At 52.2% G+C, this 20,121-nt stretch carries 14 protein-coding genes; 6 read left to right on the forward strand and 8 right to left on the reverse strand.

Annotation, left to right across the window (positions count from 1 at the left end; all coding sequences use genetic code 11):
• Nucleotides 1-78: 78 nt before the first annotated feature.
• The 4 genes from BMY16_RS05940 to BMY16_RS05955 are packed head-to-tail and all read left to right on the forward strand — an operon-like array spanning nt 79 to nt 7,292.
• Nucleotides 79-3,114: a SusC/RagA family TonB-linked outer membrane protein gene (locus BMY16_RS05940; RefSeq protein ID WP_091841043.1), complete on the forward strand. Its 3,036-nt coding sequence runs from the start codon at nt 79-81 to the stop codon at nt 3,112-3,114.
• A gap of 19 nt (nt 3,115-3,133) precedes the next feature.
• The gene (locus BMY16_RS05945) at nt 3,134-4,726 is read left to right on the forward strand and encodes a RagB/SusD family nutrient uptake outer membrane protein (RefSeq protein WP_091840865.1); all 1,593 of its coding nucleotides are present in this window, start codon (nt 3,134-3,136) and stop codon (nt 4,724-4,726) included.
• Nucleotides 4,727-4,745: 19 nt separating this feature from the next.
• The gene (locus tag BMY16_RS05950; RefSeq protein WP_091840866.1) at nt 4,746-5,927 is read left to right on the forward strand and encodes a SusE domain-containing protein; all 1,182 of its coding nucleotides are present in this window, start codon (nt 4,746-4,748) and stop codon (nt 5,925-5,927) included.
• Between the two features lie 15 nt (nt 5,928-5,942).
• Nucleotides 5,943-7,292 carry an Outer membrane protein SusF domain-containing protein gene (locus BMY16_RS05955; RefSeq protein WP_091840868.1) on the forward strand — a complete coding sequence of 450 codons (1,350 nt, stop codon included), beginning with the start codon at nt 5,943-5,945 and terminating at the stop codon, nt 7,290-7,292.
• A gap of 58 nt (nt 7,293-7,350) precedes the next feature.
• On the opposite strand, the gene BMY16_RS05960 is transcribed toward BMY16_RS05955, so the two are convergent.
• Entirely contained in the window at nt 7,351-9,279 is a 1,929-nt protein-coding gene (locus BMY16_RS05960; protein ID WP_091840870.1) for a sensor histidine kinase, read from the reverse strand.
• Entirely contained in the window at nt 9,272-10,783 is a 1,512-nt protein-coding gene (locus BMY16_RS05965; protein WP_170836024.1) for a PDC sensor domain-containing protein, read from the reverse strand. The genes BMY16_RS05960 and BMY16_RS05965 overlap by 8 nt, the downstream gene beginning before the upstream one ends.
• Before the next feature lie 166 nt (nt 10,784-10,949).
• Between BMY16_RS05965 and BMY16_RS05970 the strand changes: the two genes are divergently transcribed.
• The gene (locus BMY16_RS05970) at nt 10,950-12,485 is read left to right on the forward strand and encodes a bifunctional metallophosphatase/5'-nucleotidase (protein ID WP_170836025.1); all 1,536 of its coding nucleotides are present in this window, start codon (nt 10,950-10,952) and stop codon (nt 12,483-12,485) included.
• Nucleotides 12,486-12,503: 18 nt separating this feature from the next.
• Nucleotides 12,504-14,351 (forward strand): alpha-amylase family glycosyl hydrolase, encoded by a 1,848-nt coding sequence (locus tag BMY16_RS05975; RefSeq protein WP_411267767.1) that lies wholly within the window; start codon nt 12,504-12,506, stop codon nt 14,349-14,351.
• 267 nt (nt 14,352-14,618) lie between these two features.
• Here BMY16_RS05975 and tssD (BMY16_RS05980) read toward each other — a convergent pair whose 3' ends face one another.
• From tssD (BMY16_RS05980) to porV, 6 genes are all read right to left on the reverse strand, one after another.
• The gene (gene tssD, locus BMY16_RS05980; RefSeq protein ID WP_139207141.1) at nt 14,619-15,011 is read right to left on the reverse strand and encodes a type VI secretion system tube protein TssD; all 393 of its coding nucleotides are present in this window, start codon (nt 15,009-15,011) and stop codon (nt 14,619-14,621) included.
• A 63-nt stretch (nt 15,012-15,074) separates the two neighbouring features.
• Nucleotides 15,075-15,473: a type VI secretion system tube protein TssD gene (gene tssD, locus BMY16_RS05985; RefSeq protein WP_091840876.1), complete on the reverse strand. Its 399-nt coding sequence runs from the start codon at nt 15,471-15,473 to the stop codon at nt 15,075-15,077.
• Between the two features lie 356 nt (nt 15,474-15,829).
• The gene (locus tag BMY16_RS05990) at nt 15,830-16,630 is read right to left on the reverse strand and encodes a glycosyltransferase family 2 protein (protein WP_091840878.1); all 801 of its coding nucleotides are present in this window, start codon (nt 16,628-16,630) and stop codon (nt 15,830-15,832) included.
• Between the two features lie 3 nt (nt 16,631-16,633).
• Nucleotides 16,634-17,893, reverse strand: coding sequence for a glycosyltransferase family 4 protein (locus tag BMY16_RS05995; RefSeq protein WP_091840879.1), 1,260 nt, complete (start codon nt 17,891-17,893; stop codon nt 16,634-16,636).
• 481 nt (nt 17,894-18,374) lie between these two features.
• On the reverse strand, nt 18,375-18,854 hold the full coding sequence (ispF, locus tag BMY16_RS06000; protein WP_091840880.1) for a 2-C-methyl-D-erythritol 2,4-cyclodiphosphate synthase: 480 nt from the start codon (nt 18,852-18,854) through the stop codon (nt 18,375-18,377).
• 19 nt (nt 18,855-18,873) lie between these two features.
• Nucleotides 18,874-20,064 carry a type IX secretion system outer membrane channel protein PorV gene (gene porV / locus BMY16_RS06005; RefSeq protein ID WP_411267768.1) on the reverse strand — a complete coding sequence of 397 codons (1,191 nt, stop codon included), beginning with the start codon at nt 20,062-20,064 and terminating at the stop codon, nt 18,874-18,876.
• Nucleotides 20,065-20,121: the final 57 nt, after the last annotated feature.

Consider the following 20,121-nt stretch of genomic DNA (forward strand, 5'->3'; position numbering starts at 1 on the left):
ATCTTTGCACCATAAAACCAAGCATAGCAAGCTTAAGACGATATAACAAATAACAATTAACTCTAATTAAAAGTAATGATGAAGCAGGTAAACATTCAAGTTCCGCTTAGGATGCTCGGCCTTTTACTGGGGCTGTTCCTATCGGTCGGCGCCTTTGCTCAGATTGATGTCAAAGGCCATGTGAAAGATGCTACAGGCGAACCCATTATCGGCGCAACAGTACGCGTTGACGGTACACAGACCGCCACCGTGACTGATTTCGACGGTAATTTCGCGCTGAAAGCCAATCAGGGTGCAGACATTACCATTACCTACATCGGCTACCAGCCGCAGACGGTAAAGGCTGCTCCTACTGTAGAAGTGATACTGCAGGACGATGCCGCCGTGCTTAACGAGGTGGTGGTCATCGGTTATGGTGCAGTTAGAAAGAGTGACTTGACAGGTTCGGTAACGGCTATGAAGCCAGATACCAAGAACAAGGGTCTCGTTGTAAATGCTCAGGAAATGATGCAAGGTAAGATTGCCGGTGTGAACGTGACCAGCGATGGTGGTTCTCCGGGCGGTAGCTCTACCATCCGTATCCGTGGCGGTTCGTCACTGAACGCCTCCAATAACCCTCTGATCGTTATCGATGGTGTACCTATGGACAACAACGGAGTAAAGGGTCTTTCCAATCCCCTCTCAATGGTTAATCCACAGGACATCGAGTCGTTCAACGTGCTGAAGGACGCTTCAGCTACCGCCATCTACGGTAGCCGTGGTTCTAACGGTGTTATCATCATCACCACGAAGAAGGGTCGCAAGGGCTCTGCTCCTCAGGTGTCTTACAATGGTAGCGTCACCATGAGTATGAAGAAGAAGCTCATCGACGTGATGAACGGCGACCAGTATCGTGCTTTTGCCACCCAGCTCTATAAGGGCAATGCCCGTGAGGAGGCTGCCATGGCAGCACTTGGCGATGCCAACACCGATTGGCAGGACGAGATCTACCGTACAGCATGGAGCCACGACCACAACGTGACCCTCGCCGGTGCCATTGGCAATCTCCCCTATCGTGTTTCTCTTGGTTACACTGACCAGCAAGGTATCCTGAAGACTTCAGACTTCAAGCGTTATACTGCCGCCTTGAACCTGAATCCATCACTGCTGAACGATCATCTGACACTGAACCTCAATGCCAAGGGCATGTGGGCCAAGACACAGTATGCCAACACCGGTGCCATTGGTGCCGCTATGGCCTACGACCCAACGAAGCCCATCTATGACACCACATCGGCAGACGCAAAGAACTTCGGTGGTTACACGGAGTGGAAGGTTCCTGGAGAGTCACTCAACGATCCCTCTTGGCCGAACACCTACAACCGTAACGCTACCGCCAACCCTGTGGCTCTGCTGGACTTGAACGACGACCGCGCCATCAGCCGCTCGTTTATCGGTAATGCCGACATCGATTATAAGATCCACGGCTTTGAGGACCTGCGCCTCCACCTGACCTTAGGTGCTGATATTTCCGAAGGTAAGCAGTGGACTGACGTTGCCAACTCTTCTCCCGCTGCCATTTACTATGGCTACCACGGATGGGACAAGATCACCAAACGCAACCTGACACTCTCTACATACGCACAGTACTACAAGGACTTTGCCAAGGTTCACCACTTCGACATCATGGGTGGTTATGAGTGGCAGCACTTCTGGCGCTCTCAGAAGACCAACAACTGGGGAACATATCCTTCCACCCATGCTGAGAAAGCGGGTGAGTACCACGACTGGTATCTGCACAACTATAAGACCGAGAACTACCTCGTGTCGTTCTTCGGACGTATGAACTATATCCTGATGGATCGTTACTATATCACAGCAACACTTCGTGATGACGGTTCTTCACGTTTCAAGGACCACTGGCAGCTCTATCCCTCTGCCGCTCTGGCATATAAGATGAGCGAGGAGAAGGTGTTCAAGAACATCGACTGGCTCTCTGACCTGAAACTCCGTCTGAGCTATGGTAAGACTGGTCAGCAGGAAGGTATCGGCGACTACAACTATTTCGCCATCTACGCCCTCAACTCCGGCATCGGTAGCTACTATGACATTAGCGGTGACGGTTCTATGGCTCGTCCTGACGCCTACGATCCGAATCTGAAGTGGGAGACCACCGATACCTATAACATCGGTTTCGACTTCGGCGCTTGGAACCAGCGCTTCACCGTTGGTGTGGATGTCTACTTCCGTAAGACCACCGACCTGCTGAACAAGGCCGATGTGGCTGCTGGTACTAATTTTAAGAACACGGTGATGACCAACATCGGATCGATGGAGAACAAGGGTGTCGAGGTTACCTTAGGCCTCAAGCCCATCCAGACTGACGACTGGTATTGGACTATCGACTACAACTTCACCTACAACCACAATGAGATTACCGAACTGATTGGTGACGATCCCAACTACTTCGTTCCTACTGGTGGTATCGGTGGTGGTACAGGTGTAAACGCTCAGGCTCATGCCGTGGGACATCCTGCTTACTCATACTACGTATATCAGCAGGTATACGACAAGGCAGGCAAGCCCATCGAAGGTCAGGTAGTAGACCGCAATGGCGACGGTGTCATCACCGAAGCTGACAAATATTACTACAAGAGTCCGATGGCTCCTGTAACCATGGGTCTGAGCTCTCGTCTGGAGTACAAGAGTTGGGACCTCGGCTTCACGCTCCGTGCAAGTCTTGGCAACTATGTGTTCAACAACCTGATGTCAGGTAATGTGAACATGAGTGCTGCAGAGCTCTACTCTGGCGGTAACAACTTCTACGGCAACCGTCCGGTGGCTGCCCTCGACTACAATTGGCAGACCTACGACTTGGAGGCCAAGCTCTCTGACCACTGGGTACAGAACGGCTCATTCCTGAAGTGTGACAACATTACCTTGGGTTACAGCTTCGACAGCCTCTTCAAGTGCGGCAACTACAAGGGTATCGGCGGCCGTATCTACGCCACTGCATCCAATGTGTTCTGCATCACGAAGTACGATGGCATCGATCCTGAAGTGTTCGGCGGTATTGACAACAATCTCTATCCCCGTCCTATCTCATTCATCCTTGGTTTGAATCTGAACTTCTAACATTATAAATAAGGTAACAATGAAAACATATATCAAAAATATCATTCCGGCAGCTGCCTTACTCGTGGCAGTAGGATTCAGCTCTTGTACGAAGGATCTGGACGTGACCCCCATCGACCCGAACCTGAATACTGAGATCCAGCCGGAGGCACTCTTCAACAAGTGCTATGCCAATATTGCCGTAGCCGGTAATGGCGGCGCCAACGGTGACTGTGATGTCGATGGTATCGATGGTGGTACATCAGGCTATATACGCCAGATGTGGAATGCCAATGAACTGACCACCGACGAGTCGATCTGCGGATGGGGCGACGAGGGTATCGCCAACTTCTGCTACAACACCTACGATGCATCTCACCCGATGCTCCGCGGTTACTACTATCGCCTCTATACGGGTATCTCTTTCTGCAACCAGTATCTGCAGGAGTTCGAGGGCTTCAATGCTACGATGACGGCCGAGGTGCGCTTCATCCGTGCCCTGAACTATTACCTGCTGATGGACGGCTGGGGCAATGTGCCCTTCGTCACTGGTATCACTTCTGAGAAGCCACAGCAGTACTCTCGTACAGAGATGTTCAACTTCATCGAAAGTGAGTTGCTCGAGATCGAGCCTCAGCTTAGTGCTGCTACAGCCAAGACATCCAAGGATGCTAATTATGGTCGCGTAGACAAGGCTGCTGCCTGGCTGCTGTTGGCCCGTCTCTACCTGAATGCAGAGGTTTATACCGGCAATGCCCAGTGGAGCAAGGCTGCCCAGTATGCCCAGCAGGTGATGAACTCCAGCTATCAGCTGAACACCACCAGTGCTGGTTCTTGGAGCGCCTATCAGATGCTGTTCATGGCTGACAACGGTGAGACCAGTGCTGCCCATGAGGCTATCTTCCCCATCCTGCAGGACGGTGTTCGCACCACCTCTTGGGGTACATCACTCTTCCTGATTGCTTCTACCCACGATGCCGATATGATTGACTCCAACGGTACAACCGAGACCTGGGGTGGTAACCGCGCTCGTCCTGATCTGATCAAGAAGTGGTTCCCCAATGGCAACGCCCCCGAGGCCAGTCCGAAGGACTTCGCCAAGGCTGCTGGTGACGACCGTGCCATTATCGACTCTCGTGGCCGTACCCTCGACAATGAGGATGTAGGTGCCTTCAAGAACGGCTATGCTGTGGCTAAGTTCAATAACTTCACCACTACTGGTGCATCTACCAGCAGCGCCCAGTTCCCCGATGCCGACTTCTTCCTGCTCCGTGCAGCTGAGGCCTATCTGACTTATGCTGAGGCTCAGGCCCGTCAGTCTGGCGGTACTGCTACAGGTGATGCTGCCAATGCCATCAATGCCCTGCGTGGTCGTGCCAACGCTTCTACAAAGGACAGCTATACGCTCAACGAGATTTGTGACGAGTGGTGCCGTGAGTTCTACTACGAAGGCCGTCGCCGCATGGACCTCATCCGCTTTGGCAAGTACGGTGGAAGCTCTGACTACACCTGGCAGTGGAAGGGTGGCTCTTTTGCTGGCCGCAACTTCGAGGCTTACAAGAACCTCTTCGCCATTCCGACAACGGATCTGACAGCCAACCCCAATCTGGTTCAGAACGAAGGTTACAAATAATCAATAAATGCATACGACAATGAAAAATATATTGAAATCAACATTGCTGCTGATGTGTGGTATGGGCCTCTTCGCTGCCTGTGCCGATGACAACGACTCGAACCCGACGTTGCAGCAGCCCTCAACATTCGTGCTGAATGAGCCCAGCTACGCAGCACAGATTGTCGCGCTGGAGAATTCCACTGAGATTCCCTTCACCTGGTCACAGCCCGACTATGGCTTCCCTGCTGAAGTCAGCTATGACATTCAGGCTTCTCTGACTGGTAACTTCACGGTTTCTACCGATGAGGCCAATGCCGACGAGAGCGGGGCAACCATCCCCGACTACGCAGTCGTTGCCTCTGGTCTGTTTGGCGGATCTGGCTCTATGGATGCCACCACACTCGACCGTAACATGGTGCAGATAGCCCAGTGGACAGAGAACACCGTCCCTGGCACCCAGACTGTCTATGTACGTCTGGCTGCATCTACACCTGGTGCTGCAACTATCTATTCAAACGTGGTGACCATTCTGACTGGTCCATACTATATCGCCCTGAAGGATGCAGCTCCCGAGCTGTGGTACCTCGTAGGTGAGTGTGTCGGCGATGGCTCATGGAACAACTCCGCAGGTGGTATCGGTTCGGCTATCTTCCCACTGTTGACACTGGCCGACGAGACCTACGACAAGGTAAGTGGTAAGGGTGTCATTGCATACACAGGCTTCTTCCCTGGCGGCAAGGGCTTCAAGCTCATCAAGACTCCTGGCGACTGGGCCGAGCAGTGGGGTGCTGGTGATGCCGGCTATGTGAAGAACGATGGTGGCTCTGGTAATATCACCGTTCCTTCTGACGGCTACTATACCGTGAAGCTCGACACCAAGAACGATGTGCTCACTATTGAGCCTTACGACGGTGCACCGCGCGCCTTCACATCGATGGGTATGCCTGGCGGCTACAACGGCTGGGATGTCAATGCCAACCTGATGAATGCCTACGACACCTATGGCGGTGAGAACCACGCATGGTCGGCCACCTTCAATGCTGGTGAGGACGGTGAGATGAAATTTGCTGCCGACGGCGGTTGGGACTTCAACTGGGGTGCTGCCTCATTCCCCTATGGACAGGGCACTCAGAACGGAGCCAACATCCCCTACAAGGCAGGTTCTTATACTGTATTCCTGAACGATATCACGGGTCAGTTCATGTATATTGAAAACTAAAAACATCTTTGAAGTATGAAAAAGTTATTGTCAATGATGGGTATTGTCTTGCTGATGGCAAGCTGTACCGAAGATTATAAAGACTGGGCTGCCCCCATCGCCAACGGTCCCGAGGAGCCCCTCGGTGTAGACCTCAGCGTCAGCCCCGCCAGTGCTGTCGACTTTGCCACCTATACAGGCGAGACTGTCCAGCTCTTCAATGCCTCTGTTACAGGTATCGAAGGTGCACAGGCTACGTATAGAGCTGCGATTACCAGCGAAGATGGCAACAAGCAAGTCGAGCTGAAGGTGAACAGTGCCAACCTCACCGTTGACACGAAGGAGCTTGAGAATGCCGTCGTTTCGCTTTACGGCCGTCGTCCCATAGCCCGCACGATTCCCGTGCAGGTTGTCGGACTGGTCAATGTAAACGGCATGTCGATAGCCACCAAGGGTACCACTACCCTGACTGCTACACCCAACGCTCCTGTCATCGAGGATGCCTATTATATCACTGGTAGCATCAACGGCTGGGACAACACCAATACCAGCTATGAGCTCAACAATGGCGGCAGTGATGCCTATGAGAATCCTGTCTTCACCGTTATGATTCCCGCATCAGTGGTTACTGGAGATTTCGAGTTCAAGGTAACCCCGAAGTCTGGTCTTGGCGGCGACTGGAGCAAGTGCCTCACAGCTTCTGATACCGAGGGTAAGTTTGCCACCGACAACGCTGGCGGAAACCTGAAGGTAGCCTATGTAGAAGGCGCCAAGTTCTATCGTCTTACCTTCAACATGATGGAGCAGACGTGGAGTGCTGTAGGCCTCAGCTTCGGTGACTTCTTCTACGAGATTGGCAATGAGAGTGGCTGGGGTACTTCTCACGCCCTCTACGGTCCTGCCAACGATGGTAAGTACACTGGCTTCTACTATCTTGACGGCGAGTATAAGTTCAAGCCCAATGCTGACAGCTGGGACAATGACCTCGAGTACATGGGTGGTTCTACCACTAGCGGTACCCTTTCACCTGACGGCAGTTCCAACTGTCCGGATCCAGGTGCAGGCTTCTACATGATTGACCTCGACGCAGGTGCCCTGACCTTCAGCCTCACCAAGATTGAGAGCGTCAGCATCATCGGTGGCTTCAACGAATGGAGCGGCGATGTGGAGATGACCTTCAACAAGGACGAAGGCTGCTGGGAGGTAACTACCGACGCAGTATCCGGCGAGTACAAGTTCCGTGCCAACCACGACTGGGCCATCAACTGGGGTGGCGATGTCAACGGCCTGACTCAGGACGGCAGCAACCTGTCGCTCACTGCAGGCACCTACACCTTCAAGCTCTACCTCACATACAATGGAGCCCACAAGGTTGTCATCAAGTAGTGATGCTACTTTCATAAACAATCGGGTCGCCCTCATCAGAGCGACCCGATTATTTTTTTTATCTCGGTAGTTCAAGGATAAAGCGACAACCATCGTGATAGGAGGTGTCGAGAATCAGATCACCGCCAAGACTCTTGGCATGACGCTTGGACAAAGGCAAGCCGAGACCAAGACCCTCCGACAAGTCATCAACCTTGGTAAATGGGTTGAAGATAAGATCGTATGACTCTTCGGGGATGCCAGCCCCCACATCCTCGGTAATAAAACGAATCATCCTATCCGTTGCCGTCACACGCAGCGAGATGTGCTTCTTATCAGAATACTTTGCTGAATTATACAGCAATTCACGAAGCGTGCGCATCAGGTAGAGATAGTTTGACTGGATACTGCAGTCGTCGTCAAGGTCGGTCTCGAAATGGATAGGCAGGTCAGGGAAGTGAGACAGCGTATGTTCGATGCACTCACGAGCCACCTTATTGGGCGATACCTGTTCATTCCTTTGTAACCACTGTTCTTCGGAAACGGCCTGATCGGAACTGTCATAAAGCATCAGCAACATACGGTCCAGATGGGCAGAATTGTGCTTCATCATGCCAGCGATGGTGGCCACCTCCTCCTTGGCGAGGGCATTTTGATCCAAGTTCCCAGAACCGATAGAGGTGAGACTCTCGCGCAGCACATTTGCAAAGCCAATGATAATGTTCAGCGGTGTACGTATCTGGTGAGACACGTCTTGTATGAACGCTGTCTTCTGCCTGACGGCCACCTCTGCCAACTGTGTGGCACGCACCAGTTCCTCATTTCGCTCCTTCGTCTGCTCGACAGTCCGACGAATGCTGCCTACATGGTCATTCAGTGACTCCTGCATGGTAGCAAAGCTATTCTGCAGCTGTCCGATGGCATCTTCACGATCGGTATACGGTATCGACTCGTCATAGTGGCCTGCTGCTATCCTCTCCGACATGCCCAGAAGATTGCCGAGTGGTCTGACGGCACGGCCTACCACCTTATAACTCATAAACACAATGAGCAGCATCCCGATGACAATAAGTATGAGGATGATGTTAGTCAGATGATGATACCTCGCCAAAATATCGCTGTCAGGACATACCAAAGCCAGACTCCAGCTAGTGCCTGGAACAGGCTTATAAGCCACATGGCAGAGCCGACCATTCATCGTGACATGCATAGTGCCCTCCTTTCCTGCTGTCATCTCATGTCCCAAGGCAATCATCTCAGTATCATGGCTGGGATCCTTATCGGCAAAGATGGTGGTCTTGAAGAGACGCGTAGTATCAGGATGCATCAGATAGCGCCCGTCACTGCCAATAAGCACGAAATAGGCATTCGGATAGGGATGTTCTTGCTCATTGACGGCTGCAGCAAGCTGTCGGAAGGAAAGGTCGGTGGAGAAGATGCCCACCATCTTGTCGCCACCCAGATAAAGCGGTTTACAGTAAGAGGCGATAATCTCTGGATTGGAAAGCGTCCCCTCATTGTAGTCGTCAAAGGGGTCTATCCAGCAGGGCTCCCTTAGCTGGCGCGGAATCTTATACCACACCTTGCTGTAATAATCATATTCCGCCTCCCTGACGGTGATGATTGTATCGCCATCACGAACGGTATAGGCCGAGAAATAACGTCCCTTTTCGGGGAACATATCCGGCTCTGCCGTGATGGAACAGCCACTGACATGTCTATTAAGCATCACGATACGACGTGAGATCGACAGCAGGGAGTCTGGTTTGAAAGACTCTTCAGCCAGCCACGCACAGGCATCAGTGGCAGTCTCTACCGTACTCATGAAGATTCTCACGCGCTGCAGTTTCGTGTCGAGCTCACTGTTTGCATGCTCCATGGCTTCCTTATGGATGAAGTGTCGTGACTGTAGGTACAGGGCGCCCAAAGACAAGACAAATACCGGTGTGGCCATCAACAGGATGCCGAGACCGAGCCTAACAGACAGTTTATGAGGGAATCTACTCATCGTCGGCCTCCTTTCTGTTCTCGCTCTCAGCAGTATGGATGAGCGTGTTCACCAGATCGATAATGGCCTTACTCTGCTGCTGTATGACCTCCACCTCGTGGTCAGCCTCCTGAAGGCTCACGTCATGATAGTTGTCACAGAGATGGGCAACACTCTCCTTGATGGCTGCCGAAGGAGCAATCATCTGATTGGTCATGTGGTGGAGGAAGGATGTCTTCATCCTGTTCGCCTCCTGAGCCCTGTTATAGGCATCACGCAGCACCTTACCACGCTCCTGAAGCGTGTCTGTCAGTTGTTTCAGTTCTGTGACGTGCGCCTCCAACGACTGTTGCATCCGTCGGAAATGATCCTGCAGCAATCCCACCTCGTCACCGCGGTTCGTATCAGGCACCTTCTCGTCGTAATGCCCTGCCGCAATACGCTTGGCCGAGTCTGACAGCAGGAGCAGGGGCTGCAGTCTTCGGTGGGTAACCCAACGACAAAGGAAGAAGAAAAGCAAAAGTCCGAAAATGGCTATGCCCAACACATAGTAGGGCAGACGGTTGTAATTGCCGAAGATGTCATCCTCAGGATAGATCACGCCCACACTCCATTTGAGGTTCTCCATCGAACGTCCTGGCACCTCAGTGCGCAGGAAAGGCTTATAGAACACATACCACTCGCTGTTGTTCATCCGGAAAGACTTCGAGCCAGTCTCACCTGCCACCATGGCCTCGGCAGCTTCGCGCACCGACGGGTCTGCCCCCCTCTCTGTCTGGGTGAAGACGGTCTCGTGCGACAACTTCTCTGGGTCAGGGTGTACGATAAACGAACCGTTACGTCCCAACAAGATGCTATAGCCATGGGGCGAGGGCTTGACATCCAGTACAATCTGCGAAAGCAGTCCGATAGAGAGGTCGACGGCCAGCACGCCCACACATTCCCCCTTGTCATAAATCGGCAGGCAGAACGTGGTGAGGGCTTCATCCTCGGTGTTTTCATTCTTCAGAGGGTCGGTCCAGTAAGTATGGCCTGTCTTCATGGGTTCAGTATACCACACCTGCTCAGTATAAGGCTTGGAACTGAAGGTCTCCGATGTAATCAACTCCGAATCCTCATCAGTCATCACGCTGTTGCCCTTACGGTGCACATAGGCCATAAACAGCTCACGGTCCTTATAATAATAGGGCTTAAAGACGATGGCACACCCCACGATATAAGGATTACACTTCACAAGCTCCCGGCTATAGGTGTACATCCGCTCTGGCTCATCAAGATGGTTCAGCATATCCCAATAGACGTTGCCAGCCGACTGCTCCATACTCAAGAGGATATTATCGATATGCTGCACCGTACCCTCGAGCGTCTGCTCAGCATTAAACATCGCCTCCTGTCTCAGGGCCTGGCTTGAGAAATGAAACATCACAACCAACGACGCCAAAAGCAGAAGCGCTATCTCGCAGACTACCATCAGGCTCAATCTGATCGACAAGGTCTTATTGATTATTTTAGGTAGCTTTAGCATATCAACTGCAAATATACGATTTTTCCTCATAACTTCCAAATTTTTACGCCATAATACGTTGAAAAAAGAACAGAAAGAATGAATTTGCGGCTATTTCTTGGGAGGAATGGATATTTTTTGTATCTTTGCACAAAATAACATAGGTATTACTGATAATTTCATGAATATGAAACAGAAAGTCATAATGAGTGTGCTGGCCCTGATGATGGGCTGCCAGGTAATGGCTCAGAAGAGCATTGTGATCCTCTATGAGAACGACGCACATTGCGGTATCGACGGCTATACGAAGATAGCAGGTCTGCGCGATGCCATCAACAAGTCGGATACGGCCTATGCCGCAGCCGTCTGTTGCGGCGATTTCCTGCAGGGAAACACCACAGGCGCCATCTCCAAAGGCCAATACATTGCCGACATCCTGCGCCTCATGGACTATCATGCCCTCACACTTGGCAACCATGAGTTCGACTATGGTGTGCCTCGCATGAGAGCATTGTTAGAGCAGGCAGGCACCCCGGTGGTATGCGCCAACTTCTACGAAGCCGGAGAGCCTGAGCCCGTCTTCGCCCCCTACGTCATCCATCAGTATGGCGACAAGCGGGTGGCCTATATCGGTGCCTGCACACCAGAGACGATGATCCTGGAAGGCTACTCGTTCTACGATACCAACGGCATCCTGCTCTACGACCTGAAGCCCAAGACATTCTACCAGCTCATCCAGCAGGCAGTCGACGCTGCCCGTGCCGAGGGTGCCGACTATGTGGTGCTGCTCTCGCATGTGGGCGAGACCCCGCAGTCGATGGGATTCAGCTCTCATCGCCTCGTCAACAACACCCGTGGCATCGACATCGTGCTCGACGGCCACTCGCATGAGATCATTGAGTGCGACAAGGTCAAGAACCTCGACGGCAAGGAGATCATCGTCACCCAGACGGGTACACAGTTTGCCAACGTCGGTAAGCTGCTCATCACCCCCGATGGCCGCTTCATCACCAAACTCATCAAGCGCAAGGACATCCCCTACGAGAACACGCAGGTCACAGCTGCCATCGACAGCATCCACCAGAAAGTAAAGGCCGTTACCTCTACCGTGGTAGCCCATAGCGACTACACCCTAGTGGTAAGCGACGAGAATGCCCAGTGGATTGTTCGTGGCGAAGAGACCAATGCCGGCGACCTCGTGGCTGATGCCTACCGCCACGCCCTGAAGGCCGACATCGGCTTTGAGAACGGTGGTGGCATCCGTAACGACATTCATGCAGGCGACATCACCTATGGCGACATCATAGGCATGCTGCCCTACGACAACACCCTGCGCCGCATCATGGTGAGTGGCGAGCAGCTGCAGCAGATGCTCACCCGCTGCACATCACTCGTCCCCGTGCTCGACGGCAACTTCCCGCAATGCTCCGGCATACGCTTCACCGTCCACAGCAAGAGCCATACCGTCAGCAACATTGAGATCCTGCAAGAAGATGGCAGCTATGCCCCCATCGACCTCAAGCACAACTACAGCGTGGCCCTGACAAGCTACAACCATGAGGGAGGCGGCTTCTTCGACTGTTTCAAGAAATGTCCCGTCCTCTTCGAAAGCTCACTCCGCTATTACGAGGCACTGGCCGACTACTTAAGCAAGGTTCTCGGTGGCAGCACAGGTCAGACCTACGCTAAGCCCCAGGGCCGCATCACCATCATTGAAGACTGAAACTAACAAACAACGACTATGGCAAATATGACTAAGACCACTACAGCGTGGAGAGTACTCGCCCTACTCCTCACCCTTCACCTTTCACTCTCCACCGCCTCCGCCCAGGGCTGGCCTGCCGACTACAAGGGCGTCATGCTACAGGGCTTCTACTGGGACGGTTATGCCGATTCAAAGTGGACGGTACTTGAAAGTCAGGCCAACGAACTGTCGCAATACTTCGACCTCATCTGGATTCCCCAGAGCGGCAAGACCTCGGAATACCATCATACCAAGCGACAGACGATGGGCTACGACCCCTGCTTCTGGCTCGACCACAACTCATGCTGGGGCACCCAGGACGAGCTGAAAAAGATGATCAAGACCTTTAAGGACAAAGGCACGGGCATCATCGAAGATGTGGTCATCAACCACAAGAACGGCCTCAACACGTGGACAGACTTCCCCGATGAGACCTCTGGTTCGTACAGCCTCGTATGGGACAACACCGGGTTCTCCGGCATCTGTCAGGACGACGAGTGCAACAGCCACGGCTACAAGACCACTGGCGAAAAAGATACGGGCGACAACTTCGACGGTTATCGCGACTTGGATCATACCAACGAGACGGTACAGAAGAATGTCAAGACCTATCTTGACTTCCTCCTCAACGAACTAGGCTATGCCGGCTTCCGCTATGACATGGTGAAAGGCTATGCTGCCAAATACACAGGCCTCTACAACACCTCCGCCAACCCCACCTATAGCGTAGGCGAGTGCTGGGACAGCAACAAGGCCGTCGTCACCAACTGGATCAATGGCACCAAGGTCGACGGAAAGATACAGAGTGCGGCCTTCGACTTCCCGATGAAGTACAAGATCAACTCAGCCTTCGGCGGTGGCAACTGGAGTGCGCTCAAAGACCCGATGCTCTCCAACGACCAGAACTATGCCCGATACAGCGTCACATTCGTCGACAACCACGACACCTTCCGCCGTGACGAAGGCAAGAAAGACTATCTCGGCACGAACATCTGTGCTGCCAATGCCTATATCCTCACGATGCCTGGCACGCCCTGCCTTTTCCTGAAGCACTGGCAGTCCAACAAAGGCACCCTGAAGAAGCTCATCGCCACCCGTAAGGCAGCAGGCATCACCAACCAGAGTGAGATTCTCTCCGCCACAGCCTCTGCCGCAGGCTTCACGCTGAGCGTAAAAGGCGCCAACGGCACGTTGCTGCTGCTGTTAGGCACCGTAGAGGGTGCCAGCACCGACGGCTACCAACTGGCTGTAGAAGGCAAGAAATTCAAGCTCTATGCCAGCACGGGCGTCGACCTGTCGAAAGTCACGGCCATCACCGAGGGCGACGAATCGCCTGAAGATGACGCGCCAGTCACCATCCCGTCGTTCTGCACTGTCAACGAAGGCGAGACCTGTGCCTTCTTCGTGGCTCCCAAGAGCTGGGGCAGCCAAATCAAATGCTGGCGTTGGGACAAGCAGTACAACTATACCGGCAATGTGTGGCCTGGTGTGAGTTGCGAGAAACTGGGCGAAGACAACAAAGGCTACACAGTATGGAAATGGACTTATAAGGCTAGCGACCGTAAGAGCCAGAGCAGTAGCAACGAGGGCATCATCTTCAACGATGGCACCAACCAGACGGCCGACCTCGCCTTCACCAATGGTGGTTATTACAACCAGGAGGGTCTTCAGGGTGTTGTATCCGCTACCGCCATCCGCTCCATCGAGGCACCAGAAGCTGGCAGCGTTAAGGTCTATTCCCTCGACGGCCGACTAATACGAGAGGCTCTCGACGGCAGCGAAGCCATCAAGAGCCTGAAAAAAGGTGTCTACATCATCAACAACAAAAAGGTTGTGATTAAGTGAGAGAAATGCAAGCTCGATTGCATTTCCGAACGTGAACAAGCTCAAACGAAGTTTAAGGTTGTGATTAAGTAATATTGTCATCTCGACTAAGCGAAGCGCATGGAGAGATCTCATGAGATGTCTCGACTACGCTCGACATGACAAAAAGGCGCTCGAGATGGCAAGGGGAAGGGGCGGACTGAGGCCCCAACATAAAAGTAAGGAGACCACATGGTCTCCTTACTTGATCTAAAAGGATTATCTAGATTGTTTGAAAAACAAGGTCGTTTATGCCCAGTCGTTCTCGTACTTCACGTTGCCGAACTCGATGGCCTTACAGGTGACCTCAATCTCCTCGAAGTGACCCAGCTTGTCCTCCCACTTCTCCTCGAAGTTGACGCAGTAGCCGTTGGTGAACTTGATAGACTTCATCTCCTTGTTGGTCTTGGTCTCCAAGAACTTGATCTCACCGTTCTTCGGGAGGCTGCGCTCTGTCATCCAAGCCAGCAGGTCGGGGGTGCCGTCGTTGAGGGCCTTCACACGGATCTTGAGCCTACCGCCGCGGGGAATACCTGCCATCTGGCCTTCTACGTCTGTGGACTGGTTGAACTCGTAAGTTACCATCAATACTTCTCTCTCTTTATAACCGTCAATGGTCATTGATACTGGTGTCTTTGCCATAATTTGTTTCCTTTCTTAAATTTAATTTTTTACTTTTACTTGACTCTGTTCTCACTTAACGGCCTACTTCCAAGGATTATCATATCCGACGGGGCCGTTCTCAAGCTTCTGACATACGATCTCGACTTCCTCGTAGTGCTGCTCACCGTCTTCCCACTTCTCGACGTAGTTGATGCAGTAGCAGTTGGTGCCCTTGATCTCCTTCATGGCGGCGCCATCTACGGTGTTCACAAATTTTACTGAGAAATCCTTCGGCATCGTCGGGTCGAGCATCCAGGCAATCAGCTGGTTGTTGCCGTCGTTCATAGCCTTCACACGGACTGTTACCTTACCACCGCGGGGGATACCTGCGATCTGTCCTTCACGATCGGTAGCCTGATCAAACTTGTAGTCTACCATCATCACCTCACGAGGTTCGAAATCCTTAACCTCAAGAACTACTGGAGTTACATTCTCTGCCATAATTTGTTTCCTTTCTTTAATTTTTTATTGTTAAACTTATTATTTTCTGAATCACGATGCAAGGACAGTGCAAACCGAAGGCAGAAAGCTCGCTTTATGCTGAGGTGCAGCCTGTTCTCGCCGTTGAATCTTGAATTCGACGGCAAAGATACGATGAAAATAGGGCTCATTCCAAGTTTTTTCTTCATTTTAATCCGAGAAGCATACGACACACGCCCTCTATTGCGACAAAGGCGGGAAAGGGCCCCAAAATCTGTCGCAAAACAGGGAGACAGGGAGACAGGGAGACCGCTCGAGCTCTGCTCGCTTGCTACCAGAGGGACGCAAGAAGGAGACAGGGAGAGAAAATCCCTTGTTTATTTGAAGAGTGAACGGAGAGCGAACCAGCAATGGAGGAAGAAGGTCTGGAGGCGGCCATAGTGATGCTCCATCACCTGATAGCGCTCCAGAAGCGACTCACGATGGTGGAGCGTTGTCTGTCCTTCCTGAGTATAGCAGGCCACCACCATCTTCAGGTTGAACAGCGGCACGTTTTCCTTGGCAGCAGCTTTCATCACCCGGATGCACCAGTCGACATCGGCCGAATAACGATAGCGCAGATCGTATGGGGTGGCGATGGCGAAGTCGGCACGGGCATAGAAGGCCTGATGGCAGACGAGCATGCCCTGACGGAACGATTTCCATGAGAGCTGCTCGGGTGGGGCTAAGCGCCGATGATGGAGGAAGCGGCCTTCGCCATCGACAATATCCGTATCGCCGTAGAGGACGGCAGGCAAAGCATTTGAAGATTGAAGATTGAAGATTGAAGATTGAAAATTAACCTTTTCGACGATTCGGGTGACGGTGTCGGAGGAGGGGAGGAAGTCGCCAGCATTGAGGAAGCAGACATAGTCGCCGTCGAGGGAGCGCAGCCCTTTGTTCATGGCGTCGTAGATACCCTTGTCGGGTTCTGAAGTGACCTGCACAAGATGGCCGTTCTTCGCAGCGTTGGAACGCTCTATATAGTCGTCGACCAGCAGCAGGGTGTCGTCTGTGGAGGCACCGTCGATGATGAGGTGTAAGATGTGAGGATAGTCCTGAGACAGGACACTGTCGAGCGTACGCTGCAGCACCTTGGCGGCATTATAGGTGATGGTGACGTAGGTGATCCTGATCATGGCTTAGAGTTTATAGTGTTTGAAGGCCAGCGCCTGATTGTAGACCTCGATATATTGCGAAGCCACACTCCGCTGCGAATAGTGATGGACCACCTTGTGGACGGCCTGTTCGCTCAGACGCTCATAGTCGGCTTCCTGCAGGATCCAGCGGATACCGCACGCCAGGTCGTCGGCATTGGCGTAATCTGCCACATAGCCGTTCTTCCGATGGTCGATCTCCTCTGGGATGCCACCCACCCTGAATCCGACACAGGGCACACCACAGGCCATCGCCTCCATGATGGTGTTGGGCAGGTTTTCCGACAGCGACGGCAACACGAAGACATCGGCAGCCCGATAGACGTCGACGATACGCTGCTCGTCGTTGACATAACCCAGGGGATAGGCTTCCAAAGGCAGCTGGTCCACCACCTCTTCGGCATGACCTCCAAGGATGACGACCCCCAGCTGAGGCATGTCTGCCAATTGTCGGCACGCCTCGACGAGATAGCCCATGCCCTTGTTTTCGTTGGTGACCCGTTGCGAAGCAAAGAGAATCAGCTTTTTGTCGAGAGGCAGTCCCAGTCGCTGACGGGCCTCCTGCTTATTACCTCTTTTATATATATGGGTGTCTATCGGGTTTGGCACACTCGTCACCTTCTGGCCATCCAGCAGGGCACTCTTCTTCGCCTCAGACTCCAGCCAATGACTGCAAGCCACGAAGTAGATGCTCTCGTTTTCGATCATACGACGCTTCTTCTGCCATATCGTGGTGGAGAGATCGTTGCGCGAACCACCTCCCGGCAGGAGCCGACAATGGTGGCACTGACTGGTGAAGTGACGACAGCCCAGCGTGACATGACAGATGGCCGTGGCTGGCCAGATATCGTGCATCGTCCACACCACTGGCTTGCCGCTACGCAGTATCTGACGGATGCCACTCAAGGAGAGCATACCCTGATTGATCCAGTGGAGGTGGATGATGTCGGCCTCCTGGAATTCACGCAAGCGGGTGATGTCGGCACCCGTATTGGCAATATCCACCTCAAAGAGATGTCGGCGCTGAAAGCGGAGCCTACAGAAGATGACCAACCGCTCCCAAAGAAAGCGCCAGCGATTCATGGGCGACTTCGGAAGACTGACCACCGTCAGGGAGTCGGTATCCTTATCGCGCACCAGCATCTTGGCCTTGACACCATTATTGATTAGTGCCATCATCAGACGGTTTGCAGCTACAGCTGCCCCACCCGTCCGATCGCTTGTATTGATGATCAGTACTCTCATACTGCAAAGGTAGTGAAAACGGAGTAAAAAACCAAATTAATTTGAATAAATCCAAGGAAAATGCATAAAAATTACTTGTCTGCGCACACATGCGCTTGATGTAAATCAAGAATGAAGGTTGAAATTACACTTAAAATGTGAAAATGCTTGCAAGATAAGAAAATATGTTGTACCTTTGCATCGTCAAAAGGTTAATAGATTGTTTTAGGTTAGTAGTAATATTTATAGTTTTAGGTTTTTAGTTATTGGTAAAAGAAAGTTTTCAACTGTAGGATAACAGGAGGTCGCTGCGAAGCTCCCTTTTAAACTTTCAAATTTTTAGCTCTTGTGAGCTGAAAATTTCTTTTAGAGAAAAGGATTTTTAGTTAAACATAGGCTTTTTTGATGCCACAGCTCGTGAGAGTTGCGGCATCTTTCTTTTTAATAGGTCTCGCCCGCTTCCGCGGGCGAGACTAATGATGGCAATTGCTCGTGAGAGTTGCTATTGCTTTTCTATTAATACGACGGCGTAGGCGGAGATGCCTTCCTCGCGACCAGTGAAGCCGAGCTTCTCCGTCGTGGTGGCCTTGATGGAGATGTCGTCCTCATCACAGCCGCAGATCTGGGCCATACAGGCTTTCATAGCGGGGATGTGGGGATTCATCTTGGGGCGCTCAGCACAGATGGTGGCATCGATATTACCCAGACGATAGCCTTTTGTGGCAATCAGTTCGATGGTCTTCTTGAGGATCACCTTGCTGTCCATGCCATCCGTAAACTCAGCGGTGTCAGGGAAATGGTAGCCGATGTCGCGCATATTGGCGGCACCGAGCAGGGCGTCGCAGATGGCGTGCAACAGCACGTCGGCATCGCTATGACCAAGGAGTCCCTTACTATGTTCAATCTTAATGCCGCCCATCCAGAGATCACGGCCTTCTACTAACTGATGGACATCATAGCCCATTCCAACTCTAATCTTCATATCTTACTTTTTTACCTTTTTACCTTCTAAACAAGTCCTTAATGCCATCCATATCGAAGGCGAGGGTGAAGCGCAGCGTCTGATCCAGCGGGTTGCTGCGAGCCGTAGAGATGACATAGCCCACATCGAGCGAGAAGACACTCATGCGGAAGCCACCACCCACGGTGAAATATTTCAGGTTGCCCTTCGACTCACTCTGATGATGATAGCCTGCACGCAGCGAGAACTGGTCGTGGTAGACATATTCCGCTCCTACGCTCCATTGTATCTCCTCCAGCTCTTCCTTAAAGCCGCCTGGCGCATCGGAGAAGCTCTTGAAGATACCACTGATGGCACTGATGTCGCTATACTCACGGCGCACACGGTCCTGGTAGTCGCTGGTAGACTCTCCCTCCTCCTGGCGAGGCACGGTGGGCACCAGCAGTTTATTGGCATCAGCAGAGATGGAGAAGCGGTTGTACTCATCGACAGGTATCATGAGCGAAGCACCCAGACGAAGGTTGGCTGGCAGGAACTGACTCTCCTCATCACCGTAATAGGATATCTTACTACCGAGGTTGGACATATTTAAGCCAATGCCCAACTGGCACTCACGGCTGCCCATCATCACGTAGTTGTTATAGTACATCGCCAAGTCGGCAGCGAAGGCCGAGGCTGGCTTGGAGTCTTCACTGTAGTCGTAACGCAGGTCGCTGTAGATCCAACGGATGGCAGCCGCCAACGATATTTTCTCGCTGAGCATCAGCGAGTAGGCCACATCGAGCGACATCTCATAGGGGCGGACACTCATGCCATCATCGGCAAACACCTCACCAAGCGAGAAATAACGCAACGAACCCGAGATGGCCGAGTAGTCGCCAATACGGTAATAGCCTGCCAGATAGGCAAGGTCGATATCGTTGACAATCTGACGGAGCCAAGGGGTGTAGTTCAGGGCAATGCCCGCACGACTGATGCAGAAGGGATACTTAGCGGGGTTCCAGTACTGGGAGTTGACATCAGGATCGGTGGCCACACCAACATCACCCATACCTGCCGAGCGGGCATCGGGGGCGATGGTCTGGGATACGACAGCATGGTCAACGGGATTGAACATCGTGCTTTTATCGTCCTGAGCAAGCGCTATTAAAGGTAAAAAGGTAAAAAGGTAAAAAAGTAGAGTCCTTTTTACCCATCTTCCTACCTGATATGTTTTATTCTTTATTCCCATTATCTCTATTTGCCTTATTCTTTTTTTACCTTTTTACTTTTTTACCCTTTTACCTTT

It is taken from the genome of Prevotella sp. ne3005, from assembly GCF_900110085.1.
In the GTDB taxonomy this organism is placed as follows: domain Bacteria; phylum Bacteroidota; class Bacteroidia; order Bacteroidales; family Bacteroidaceae; genus Prevotella.

Excerpts from the sequence above, each read along its gene's own strand:
- BMY16_RS05995 (WP_091840879.1), bottom strand. The coding sequence starts at position 17,893 with ATGAGAGTACTGATCATCAATACAAGCGATCGGACGGGTGGGGCAGCT.
- tssD (WP_139207141.1), bottom strand. The coding sequence starts at position 15,011 with ATGGCAAAGACACCAGTATCAATGACCATTGACGGTTATAAAGAGAGA.
- BMY16_RS05955 (WP_091840868.1), top strand. The coding sequence starts at position 5,943 with ATGAAAAAGTTATTGTCAATGATGGGTATTGTCTTGCTGATGGCAAGC.
- tssD (WP_091840876.1), bottom strand. The coding sequence starts at position 15,473 with ATGGCAGAGAATGTAACTCCAGTAGTTCTTGAGGTTAAGGATTTCGAA.
- porV (WP_411267768.1), bottom strand. The coding sequence starts at position 20,064 with ATGGGAATAAAGAATAAAACATATCAGGTAGGAAGATGGGTAAAAAGG.
- BMY16_RS05975 (WP_411267767.1), top strand. The coding sequence starts at position 12,504 with ATGGCAAATATGACTAAGACCACTACAGCGTGGAGAGTACTCGCCCTA.
- BMY16_RS05945 (WP_091840865.1), top strand. The coding sequence starts at position 3,134 with ATGAAAACATATATCAAAAATATCATTCCGGCAGCTGCCTTACTCGTG.
- BMY16_RS05965 (WP_170836024.1), bottom strand. The coding sequence starts at position 10,783 with ATGCTAAAGCTACCTAAAATAATCAATAAGACCTTGTCGATCAGATTG.
- BMY16_RS05940 (WP_091841043.1), top strand. The coding sequence starts at position 79 with ATGAAGCAGGTAAACATTCAAGTTCCGCTTAGGATGCTCGGCCTTTTA.
- BMY16_RS05950 (WP_091840866.1), top strand. The coding sequence starts at position 4,746 with ATGAAAAATATATTGAAATCAACATTGCTGCTGATGTGTGGTATGGGC.
- BMY16_RS05970 (WP_170836025.1), top strand. The coding sequence starts at position 10,950 with ATGAAACAGAAAGTCATAATGAGTGTGCTGGCCCTGATGATGGGCTGC.
- BMY16_RS05990 (WP_091840878.1), bottom strand. The coding sequence starts at position 16,630 with ATGATCAGGATCACCTACGTCACCATCACCTATAATGCCGCCAAGGTG.
- ispF (WP_091840880.1), bottom strand. The coding sequence starts at position 18,854 with ATGAAGATTAGAGTTGGAATGGGCTATGATGTCCATCAGTTAGTAGAA.
- BMY16_RS05960 (WP_091840870.1), bottom strand. The coding sequence starts at position 9,279 with ATGAGTAGATTCCCTCATAAACTGTCTGTTAGGCTCGGTCTCGGCATC.